Source organism: Nonomuraea sp. NPDC050680 (genome assembly GCF_040654555.1).
GTDB lineage: Bacteria > Actinomycetota > Actinomycetes > Streptosporangiales > Streptosporangiaceae > Nonomuraea.
In genome coordinates, this window is sequence record NZ_JBFAIF010000047.1 from 1 (window position 1) to 10942 (window position 10942).

Below are 10942 nucleotides of genomic sequence, written 5' to 3' on the forward strand. Positions count from 1 at the left end.
ACAGAGGTCGGCCTCGATCCGCCGGATCATGTCGTCGACGAAGGTGATGTCCTCGCCGCCGGAATTGGCCCAGCCGTTGTTGAAGCCCTGGGGCGAGACGAAGATCGCGGTGTTGTTCGACAACGCCCTGAGCCCGTAGTAGGACCAGGGATATCCACTGGTTCCGCCCGAGTCGACATCGTTCGCGGTGCCGCCGTTCCAGTGGAATCCGAAGATCAACCGGTAGGGGGTGGTGTTGGTGTAGTTGTCTGGAATTCTCAGGATATAGCTACGATTTTTCCCGCTGGTGGTAATCGACTGCGTGCCGCTTCTCAGCGTCGGGGTCTTGCCGCATCCAGCGGTGCCCGCGGCGGCGTTCGTGCCGGTGAGCGGCGTGGTCGCGCTGTTGCCCAGCGCCGCCTGCGTCACGCCCAGGACGAGCAGTGCCGCGGTCGCGACAGCGGTGAAGAGCGCTTTATGCCGCGACATCACGCAGTTTCCTTTCCTGTTTTCAGGGTGACACTGGTCAATGGAGAAGCCATTTCTGCCGCCTTTTTCGGAAGGGATGACGTGGGCCGGTCGGCGCTCACCGACGCCGCGGTAATCGGATATCTCCTTTTTTCTGGCTCGCTGGAGTCAGCGGTAGCCGGCGGCGATGACTTCGGCCTGGACGGCGTTCTCCACGGCGTCGGTGGGGTAGCCGGCGACCATGGCCCCTTCATAGAAGGTGCCCGCGCTGAGGTTGGCGCCGCCGTCGGGCTTGCAGCAGTCGCCGCCGCTGCCCAGGATGATGGCCCCCTGCTTCTTCATCGGGCTGTAGCCGTTGGGGAGCGTGCCGTCGTACAGGGTGTACAGGCTGCCGGACTGGGCGTTACTGCCCTTCATCGCGAATCGGGTCGTGCCGTTGTTCTTCAGCGTGGCGGTGACGAACTTGTGAGGGAAGGCCCGCTGGTTGGGGTTCCAGGACTGGCTGCCGCCGGGGTAGAGCCCCCATTCGAGGTCGGCCTGGACCCAGGGGCCGCTTCCCTGGCAGCCGCCGAACCAGCATTGGGTGCTGAAGTTGATGGCGTCCATCGCGCCGGCGGCGTCGGCCTTCCTGGTGGTCTCGCTGTTGCCGTAGTCGAAGCAGCAGCCACCGTTGACGTGGGTCCCGCTGGTCACCATGTACATGCCCTCCGGCGCGCTGCCCGTGGGGACACCGGTCAGGTGGCCGTCCCGCCAGTAGCTGTTGCCGGGGTTGATGTAGAGGGAGTAGGCCTTGTTGCCGCCGACGGTGAGCGACTCGGTGGTCGCGGTCGCGGGCCTGCTCTGAGGGGAGCCGGGAACCACGCTGGAGCCCTGGTACCACAGGTCGTTGCCACGTCCGGACTGGTCGTAGACGACCGTGATGACACACGTGGCACCGGCGCAGAAGGAGTCCTGAGCCGCGGCGTCGGCGACGCCGCCCGCGGTCAGGGCGCCGATGTTGCGGGTCGCGTTGTCGGAGGAGCGCCTGACCTGGTACAGGTTGCCGCTGTACGAGCCGTAGAGCGCCCGGGTCGTGCTGTGCGCGGCCACGCAAGGCGTGCCGCCCGAGGCGTAGATGTCGCACGGGCGCGCGCCGGGCGTCGGCGGGGTCGGCGTCGGCGTCGGGCTCGGCTCGGCTCCGGTGGTCCACTTCTGGTTGGCGGCGCCCTGACAGGTCCAGATCTGGACCTTGGTGCCGTTGGCGGTGCCCGAAGCGCTGACGTCCAGGCATTTGCCGGCGCCGACGGCGGTGATGGTGCCGTCGGCGTTGAGGCGCCATTGCTGATTACTCTGGCCGTTGCAGTCCCAGATGATGACGTTGGTGCCGTTGGCGGTGCCGGCGCCGTAGACGTCCAGGCACTTGCCGCCGTACACCCGCAACTCACCGGCGCTGGTGGCGGTCCACTGCTGGTTGGACTGGCCGTTGCAGTCCCAGATCTGCACCTGCGCGCCGTTCGCCTGAGAGACGCCGTTGACATCCAGGCACCGGCCCGACCCCACGCCCACCAGTGGCGTGGTCGCCGCCGAGGCCGGCACCGACCATGTCACGGCGGTGGCCAGGAGTGCCGTGAGCACCGCCGCGACAGTCGCGAAGACGGCCGCCCAATGGCGCCGCACACGCGGCGCACGGCCCGGCAAGGGGACGGATGGAGGTTGCATGGGCGTACTCCTCGGGGGGGTAGGGCGTGGCGGAGACGGCCGCGCTTGGGAGATCGCGGACCCCGCCGGGAGACGGCAGGGGACGGCACGCGCCCGTCCGACGGGGTCGAGGACCGGGCCGCCCCGATCAGGGAACAGGGCGTCAGGGCAGCTCGAATACCGGTCGCCACGATCGATACGAATCGATTCGACAACGTAAGGGGTCGGCTGAGGAGGGGAGATGGCGGTGTACGGCGAAGCACATACGACGGGCGGACCGCCTGTCAAGGCTCCGCCTTGTCCGCTGCCCGCGGGAGGCTCTCTCCAGCGGCTCTCATCGGCCCGGCCCGCGCTCCGCCGAGCCGGGCTCTGATGAAACGTTCATCCGCCCCATTCACCGGCGCACGTCCCGACCGGTCCGGGCACCCGGCGCCCGAAAGCCGGCCGGGGTCAGCGGGATGAGGAGAACAGGCGCTGCTGGATCTCCAGACGGTAGTCGTCGAGAGTGTTGTCGATGTGCGTGGCGGCGGCCTGGGTTGCCGCTTCGGGGTCGCCGGCGCGGATGGCCTGGTAGATCGCCTCGTGTTCCTCGACGGCCTCGGCGGCGTGCCCGCCCACCGAGCCGCGCAGCCCGATGAGGTTGGACTGCGCCTGCAGCCGCCGGGCCTCCCGTACGGCGATCTGGAGGAACATGTTGTGCGCGGCCGTGGCGATGGCGGCGTGGAAGGTGTCGTCGCCCTCGTTGAACAGGTCCTCGCGTCCGGTCTCGAAGCCCTGGCGGCACATGGCGGCCGCATCCTCGATGGCCCTCAGTTCCGCGGGGGTGGCGCGGCGGGCGGCCAGCCGGCTGGTCTCCATTTCCTGTGCCCGGCGGAACTCGAACAGCATGTAGACGTGGTCCAGGTCGGTCGGGAGGAAGAAGGACGCCCAGCGCCCGGTGCCGAGCATCCCCTCGTCGTCGGCCACGTACAGGCCGCGACCCTTCTGGGCGCGCACCCGGCCCAGCGCGGAGAGTATCTTCACCGCCTCGCGGACGACGGTGCGGCTGGTGCCCAGCTGCTGGGCCAGCTCGTTCTCGGTCGGCAGGCGGTCTCCCGGGCGCAGGCGCAGCCGGACGATCAACTCCAGCAGCTGCTCCGCGGCCACCTCGTAGCCGGGCCGGTATCCGCTCTCACGCGGGGCATCGGTCACCATGCTCCCTCCTCGCCGTCCCTGCAAGAGTATGACTGATCGGGGTCTCCAAGGCCGGGGGACGGGATGGCGTCCGATCAGTACGACACATCTGAATGATTCATGCGGAAATGATCGTTACGGGAATCTGTGACCACGGGTATCGCGGCTGGTCATTAGGGTAAATGGGCCGACCATGGCCTGAACCTCCCTATCCATTGATCAAAATAAGTAGGCTTAAGGACTTGACGGGCATCGGTGCCCAGATCGTAATAAGGAGCGAGGTTCCGGGGATTCGCTCCTTTCCGGAACCTCCGCGGCTGGAGCACGTGGGCGGACAGTGGCGGCGCTTCGCGGCCCTCCGCACCGTGGCCGGCCACGTCGACGTCCACAGCCTCGCTTCACCATGCGTCCCTCGTGACCTGAGCACCCCTCTACCCCCCAGAGGAACCATCGTGCAGTCATCTTCGCCCCTCACGGCGCTGAGACCGGTCCTGACCGGCGTCATCGCCGCCGTGCTGGCCGCGGCGTTCGCCCTCGTCGTCCCGGTCGCCTCGGCCCTGGCGGCCACCACGACCCTGTACGCGTCACCCTCCGGCACCGGCACCGCCTGCACCTCCGCGCAGCCGTGCTCTCTGTCCGCGGCGCAGACGGCCGTGCGGTCACTGAACGGCGCCATGTCCAACGACATCGTCGTCGACCTGGCAGGCGGGGTGTACCGGCTCTCCGCGCCGCTCCGGCTGACCGCCGCCGACTCCGGAAACAACGGCTACACCGTCACATGGCGGGCCGCGGCGGGCACCGGTCCCGTCATCAGCGGGGCGCGTGCGGTCACCGGATGGTCACTGGCCGACTCCGGGAAGAACATCTGGCGCGCCAACGTCGGCACCGGGATCGACACGCGGCAGCTGTACGTCAACGGCGCCGTCGCCACGCGTGCGCGCACCCAGGTGAACAGGGCCGACTTCACCGCGACCAGCGCCGGTCTGCGGTTCGGCAACAGCGCGCTGAGCTACCTGAACAACCTGGCCGACCAGAACCGGGTCGAGATGGAGAGCGTCGGCTCCTTCACCGATCGGTACGTGAGGGTGCAGAGCATCAGTGGCAACGTCATCACGATGCAGCAGCCCGGCTGGAACAACAACACCTTCGGGTACGACACCTTCACCCAGCCACACCGGGCGGGTCCGCTGTACGTGGAGAACGCATACGAGTTCCTGGACGCGCCGGGTGAGTGGTACATCAACCCCGGGACCGGCGTCCTGTACTACATTCCGGCGGCCGGTCAGAGCATGAGCGACGTCAGCGTCGAGTTGCCCTTGCTGCAGTCCCTGGTGAACGTCGGGGGCACCTACGACGCGCCCGCGCACCACATCACCTTCAGCGGGATCATGTTCACCGGCACGAGCTGGCTCGGGCCCAGCAGCAACCAGGGTTATGCGGACCAGCAGACCGGCTCCTACATCGCGGGCAACTGGAACTGGCCCGCTGACAGGCTGACCTCCTGCCAGGAGGGCTGCCAGCAGTTCGAGGCAGCGCGGCCGAACTGGTACCAGATGCCCGCCGCCGTGCAGGTCTCCGCCGCGAACCACATCACCTTCACCGACTCCCAGTTCGTCAACCTGGGCCAGACGGCCGTCGGCATCGGCAACGACGCCAACGCGCACGCCAGCGGTGTCGGCCTGGGCGCGAGCGACATCACGCTCACCCGGTCCGAGGTGGCCCGCAGCTCGGCCGGCGGCGTCCTGGTCGGCGGCGTGCGCGCCGACGCGCACCACCCCAGCGACCAGCGGATGGTCAACCGGAACATCACCGTCAGCGACAACCGGATCCACGACCTCGGCCTGGACTACCGGGGCATCGTCTCGGTCCTGACCACCTACGTCACCGGCACCGACGTCTCACACAACGAGGTCTACAACCTGCCGTACACCGGCATGTCGATCGGCTATGGCTGGGGCGCCAACGAGCCCGGCGGCAGCAACCAGTACGCCAACCGCGGTCTGTACAACTACCAGCCCCGGTACACGACGCCCACCACCGCGTCCGGCAACCGGCTCGTCGGCAACTACGTGCACGACGTCATGCAGCAGATGACCGACGGCGGGTGCATCTACACGCTGTCCTGGAACCCGAACGCCGTGATCAGTGACAACCACTGCCTGCGGACCAACGGCTGGTTCGGGGTCTACTTCGACGAGGGCTCCAAGTACTACACCGTCACCGGCAACGTGCTCTCGAACACCGGCACCTGGGCCACCGCCAACTACTGGGGCGGCGAGAACATGGGCAACTTCACCGTCACCGACAACTGGTCGACCAACGGCAGCACCAACGTGACCAACGGTGACCGGGGCAATGTCGTCCACGGCAACGTCACCGTCAGCAACGGCAACTGGCCGGCGGGCGCCCAAGCTGTGATGGCGTCCGCCGGGCCCCGGACCGGCACGTCACCCTCGCCCACTCCGACGCCTCCTGGAAGCACGAGTGCGCTGAAGGGTGTGGGGTCGGGGCGATGCCTGGATGTCAACGGTGCTTCGCAGACCAACGGTGCGCAGGTGCAGATCTGGGACTGCAACGGCCAGTCCAACCAGCAGTGGACCGCCACCAGCGCCGGTGAACTGCGGACGTCCGGCGGCAAGTGCCTGGACGTCAACGGCGCCGGCACCGCCGACGGCACCGCCGTGATCATCTGGGACTGCAACGGCCAGAACAACCAGAAGTGGCGCCTCAACGCCGATGGCACCATCACCGCCGTCGGCGCCGGTAAATGCCTGGACGTCAGCGCCTCGGGCACCGCCAACGGCACCAAAGTCCAGATCTGGACCTGCCACGGCGGCGCCAACCAGAAGTGGACCCGCGTCTGACCCACGCGGCATTCCCATGGGCACGAAGCACAGCTTTGGCAACAGCGCAATGGCGCGTGCTTGCCCTGACTGATCGTCATATGTCAGGAAGGAACACACATGTCCCGACGTCCGTGGCTCACCTTGCTGACCACGATGGCGCTGATCACTCCCGGAGCCGTCACGCTCACCGCCTCCTCGGCGAACGCGCTGACCATCCCGGCTTCCGACTACCAGCAGGTGTCGCTCGCCTCGGGCGGTGCGGAGCTGGGTGAGGCGATGTCGCTGGCTGTGATGCCGAACCGGTCGGTGCTGCACACGGCGCGCGACGGTACGGTGCGCGTCACCGATGTCAACGGCACCACGAAGGTGGCCGGCAAGCTCAACGCCTACACGCACGACGAGGAGGGCCTGCAGGGTGTGGCGGTCGACCCGGACTTCGCGTCGAACCGGTACATCTGGCTCTACTACTCGCCCCGGCTGAGCACGCCGACCGGTGACGCGCCGAGCAACGGCACCCAGGCGCAGTTCGACCAGTGGAAGGGACATCTGAACGTGTCCCGCTTCACCCTGAAGTCCGACGACACATTGGACATGGCCAGTGAGAAGGTCGTGCTGGAGGTGCCGAACGACCGGGGGATGTGCTGCCATGTCGGCGGCGACCTCGACTTCGACGCGGCCGGCAACCTGTATCTGACGACCGGCGACGACAGCAACCCGTTCGAGTCGAGCGGCTACTCCCCCCTGGACGAGCGGACCGACCGCAACCCGCAGTACGACGCCCAGCGCTCCGCCGCCAACACCAACGACCTGCGCGGCAAGGTCCTGCGGATCAAGCCGCAGCCGGACGGCACCTACACGATCCCCAGCGGCAACCTGTTCCCGCCCGGCACGGCGAAGACACGGCCGGAGATCTACGCGATGGGGTTCCGCAACCCGTTCCGGATGAGCGTGGACAAGGCCACCGGGGTCGTGTACCTGGGCGACTACGGTCCGGACGCCGGCACCACCAATTCCAACCGCGGGCCGCAGGGGCAGGTGGAGTTCGACCGCATCACCGGGCCGGGCAACTACGGCTGGCCGTACTGCACCGGCACGAACACCACCGCCGAGACCTACAACGAGTGGAACTTCGCCTCCAACAGCACCGGCCCGAAGTACAACTGCGCGGGCGGCCCGACCAACAACTCCTTCCGCAACACCGGCCAGACCACGCTGCCCCAGGCCAAGCCGGCGTGGATCCGGTACGCCGGGGACGCCGGAACCCCGCCAGAGTTCGGCTCCGGATCGGAGTCGCCGATGGGCGGCCCGGTCTACCGTTACGACGCGGGCCTGAACTCGGCCGTCAAGTTCCCTCAGGACCTGGACGGGCGTTACTTCGCCGGGGAGTACGGCCGCCGCTGGATCAAGGCCATCGAGGTCAAGGCCGACGGGAACTACGGGGAGATCTCCGCGTTCCCCTGGACCGGCACCCAGGTGATGGACATGGCCTTCGGTCCTGACGGGGCCCTCTACGTCCTCGACTACGGCGACGGGAACAACAACCAGGCGCTGTACCGGGTCGAGTACATCGGCAAGGCCAACCGCAACCCGATCGCCAAGGCCTCTGCCGACAAGACGTCAGGACCGGCCCCGCTGACGGTGAACTTCTCCTCCGCGGGCAGCTCCGACCCCGAGGCCGGCGCCTTGACCTACTCGTGGACCTTCGGCGACGGCACCACGTCCACGGCGGCGAACCCGAGCAAGACCTACACCGCGAACGGCACCTACACCGCCACCCTCACTGTCCGCGACCCGCAGGGGCTGACAGGAAGCGCGAGCGTGATCGTGAGCGTCGGCAACACCGCCCCGACGGTGACACTGACCACCCCGGCCGACGGTCAGCTGTTCTCCTTCGGCGACACCGTGCCCTTCCAGGTCACCGCCAGCGACCCGGAGGACGGCACCATCGACTGCACCAAGGTCACCGTCGCCTACTTCCTCGGCCACGACAGTCACCGTCACCAGATCACCTCCAAGACCGGCTGCTCGGGCTCCATCTCCGTGCCGGTCGACGGTGAGCACGACGCCGCGGCCAACATCTACGGCGTCTTCGAGGCCTCCTACACCGACATGGGGGGCCTGACCTCCACCAGCGCCCGTACGCTCCAGCCGCGACACCGGCAGGCCGAGCACTTCGGGGCCCAGCAGGGCGTCCAGACGGCCGACCACACCACCGCCGAAGGCGGCAAGACGGTCGGCTTCACCGACGACGGTGACTGGATCTCCTTCCAGCCGTACAACCTGGGCAACGCCACGAGGGTCACCGCTCGGGTGTCCTCGGGGGGCGCGGGCGGCCGGATCGAGGTGCGGGCGGGCTCGGCGACGGGCGCACTGCTGGGAACGGTGAACGTCACGAGCACCGGCGGCTGGGACACCTTCACCGACGTCTCGGCGAACCTCAGCGGCGCGCCGACCGGCACCACGACGCTGTACCTCGTCTTCCGTGGCCCGACCGGACAGGGCTACCTGTTCGACGTCGACGCCTTCACCCTCGACACCGGCACGTCGCCCCCGGCGAGCACGGGTGCGCTGAAGGGTGTGGGGTCGGGGCGGTGTCTGGATGTCAACGGTGCTTCGCCGGCCAATGGTGCGCAGGCGCGGATCTGGGACTGTAGTGGGCAGTCCGATCAGCAGTGGACTGCTACCAGCGCGGGTGAGTTGCGGGCGTCCGGTGGTAAGTGCCTGGATGTCAACGGGGCGGGTACGGCGGACGGCTCCGGGGTGATCGTCTGGGACTGTAACGGTCAGAACAACCAGAAGTGGCGCCTCAACGCCGATGGCACGATCACGGCTGTCGGGGCGAACAAGTGCCTGGATGTGTCCGGTGCCGGCACGGCCAATGGCACCAAGGTGCAGATCTGGACGTGCAACGGCCAGAACAACCAGAAGTGGAACCGCGTCTGAGCCCTACCCGACCCCACCCGCATCACGAAATTGATATGACGCCCCGCGCGGCCCGCTTTCACCGGCGAAAGGGACCGCGCCCCGGGCGCTCGCGACGGAAGGACACGCATGCTGCGACATCTGACCCCCGGCGCGCTCGGGCGCGGCGTAGGGGGCGACCGGAAGACATCCGTGCTGCGGAGGCTGTCGGTGACCGCGGTCGCGCTGACCGCCGCCGCCGCGACGCTGATCCCCGCCATCCCCGCCCAGGCCGCCGCCTTCAAGGTGCTGGTGTTCTCCAAGACCGCCGGGTTCCGGCACGACTCGATACCCAGCGGAATCCAGGCCGTCCGCGACCTGGGAGCGGCCAACGACTTCGCCGTCGACGCGACCGAGGACGCGAACGCCTTCAACGCGGCCAACCTCGCCCAGTACAAGGCGGTGGTGTTCCTCAGCACCACCGGTGACGTGCTGAACGACACCCAGCAGGCCGTCTTCCAGACGTACGTGGACGGCGGGGGCGGATACGTGGGGGTGCATTCGGCCGCCGACACCGAGTACAGCTGGCCGTACTACGGGCAGTTGATGGGGGCCTGGTTCAACAACCACCCGGCGATCCAGCAGGCCACCGTACGGAACGAGGACAGGGCGAACGCCGCGACCGCTCATCTGGGGGCGACCTGGTCGCGCACCGACGAGTGGTACAACTACCGCACCAACCCCCGATCCAACGTGCGGGTGCTGCAGAGCCTGGACGAGAGCAGCTACAGCGGCGGCGCCATGGGTGACCATCCGATCACCTGGTGCCATCCCCAGGCCTCCGGGCGCGCGTTCTACACCGGCTTGGGGCACACCCAGGAGTCGTACGCCGACCCGAACTTCCGCACGCTGCTGCTGGGCGGGATCCGGTACGCGGCCAAGGCCGTCAACGCCGACTGCCGCCCGGAGAGCGGGTACACGACGTTGTACAACGGGTCGACGACGGGCTGGTCACAGGCAGGACCGGGGTCGTTCGCCAACAGCGACGCCACGCTGACCTCCCAGGGCGGCTTGGGCATGCTGTGGTACAGCGCCAAGGAGCTGCGCTCCTACTCGCTGAAGCTCGACTGGAAGCTGACCGGCGACTCCAATTCGGGGGTGATCGTCGGGTTCCCGGCCACCAGCGACCCGAACGCCGCGCTCGACACCGGGTACGAGGTACAGATCGACGCGACCGACACCCCGGACAAAACGACGGGGGCGATCTACGGATTCAAGGCGGCGGACCTCGCCGCACGGGATGCGGCGCTGAATCCGCCGGGTCAGTGGAACACCTATGAGCTGCTGGTGGAGGGCGAGCGGCTGCAGGTGTTCCTGAACGGCGCCAAGATCAACGATTTCACCAACACCGATCCGGTCCGCTCGCTCCAGCAGGGCTATATCGGCATCCAGAACCACGGGTCCGGTGACGTGGTGTCCTTCCGCAACATCCGCGTCAAGGAACTGACCGGCACACCACCCTCGGGGAGCACGAGTGCGCTGAAGGGTGTGGGGTCGGGCCGGTGTCTGGATGTCAACGGCGCTTCGCAAACCAATGGTGCTCAGGCGCGGATCTGGGACTGCAGCGGACAGTCCAACCAGCAGTGGACGTCGACCAGCGCCGGTGAGTTGCGGGCGTCCGGTGGTAAGTGCCTGGATGTCAACGGGGCGGGTACGGCGGACGGCTCCGGGGTGATCATCTGGGACTGCAACGGCCAGAACAACCAGAAGTGGCGCGTCAACGCTGACGGCACGATCACGGCGGTCGGGGCGAACAAGTGCCTGGATGTGTCCGGTGCCGGCACGGCCAATGGCACCAAGGTGCAGATCTGGACGTGCAACGGCCAGAACAACCAGAA

Annotated in this window: 5 protein-coding genes and 1 pseudogene; 3 read left to right on the forward strand and 3 right to left on the reverse strand. The window is 67.8% G+C overall.

Annotation, left to right across the window (positions count from 1 at the left end):
- The 3 genes and pseudogenes from AB0H88_RS52345 to AB0H88_RS52355 form a co-directional block, all read right to left on the reverse strand.
- Positions 1 to 468 (reverse strand): annotated as a pseudogene (locus AB0H88_RS52345) (hypothetical protein); the annotation flags it as partial.
- A 147-nt stretch (positions 469 to 615) separates the two neighbouring features.
- The gene (locus AB0H88_RS52350; protein WP_357657696.1) at positions 616 to 2145 is read right to left on the reverse strand and encodes an arabinofuranosidase catalytic domain-containing protein; all 1530 of its coding nucleotides are present in this window, start codon (positions 2143 to 2145) and stop codon (positions 616 to 618) included.
- A gap of 429 nt (positions 2146 to 2574) precedes the next feature.
- The gene (locus tag AB0H88_RS52355) at positions 2575 to 3318 is read right to left on the reverse strand and encodes an FCD domain-containing protein (RefSeq protein WP_357657698.1); all 744 of its coding nucleotides are present in this window, start codon (positions 3316 to 3318) and stop codon (positions 2575 to 2577) included.
- Between the two features lie 431 nt (positions 3319 to 3749).
- On the opposite strand from AB0H88_RS52355, the gene AB0H88_RS52360 reads away from it, so the two are divergent.
- The 3 genes from AB0H88_RS52360 to AB0H88_RS52370 all read left to right on the forward strand — a co-directional run.
- Positions 3750 to 6161, forward strand: a complete 2412-nt coding sequence (locus AB0H88_RS52360; protein WP_357657700.1) for an RICIN domain-containing protein — start codon at positions 3750 to 3752, stop codon at positions 6159 to 6161.
- 99 nt (positions 6162 to 6260) lie between these two features.
- Positions 6261 to 9086 carry a carbohydrate-binding protein gene (locus AB0H88_RS52365; protein WP_357657702.1) on the forward strand — a complete coding sequence of 942 codons (2826 nt, stop codon included), beginning with the start codon at positions 6261 to 6263 and terminating at the stop codon, positions 9084 to 9086.
- 108 nt (positions 9087 to 9194) lie between these two features.
- Positions 9195 to 10942, forward strand: a 1748-nt coding sequence (locus AB0H88_RS52370; protein WP_357657704.1) for a ThuA domain-containing protein, incomplete at its 3' end; no start/stop codon positions are given.

Coding starts and splice junctions, on each gene's coding strand:
- AB0H88_RS52350 (WP_357657696.1), bottom strand. CDS start 2,145: ATGCAACCTCCATCCGTCCCCTTGCCGGGCCGTGCGCCGCGTGTGCGG.
- AB0H88_RS52355 (WP_357657698.1), bottom strand. CDS start 3,318: ATGGTGACCGATGCCCCGCGTGAGAGCGGATACCGGCCCGGCTACGAG.
- AB0H88_RS52365 (WP_357657702.1), top strand. CDS start 6,261: ATGTCCCGACGTCCGTGGCTCACCTTGCTGACCACGATGGCGCTGATC.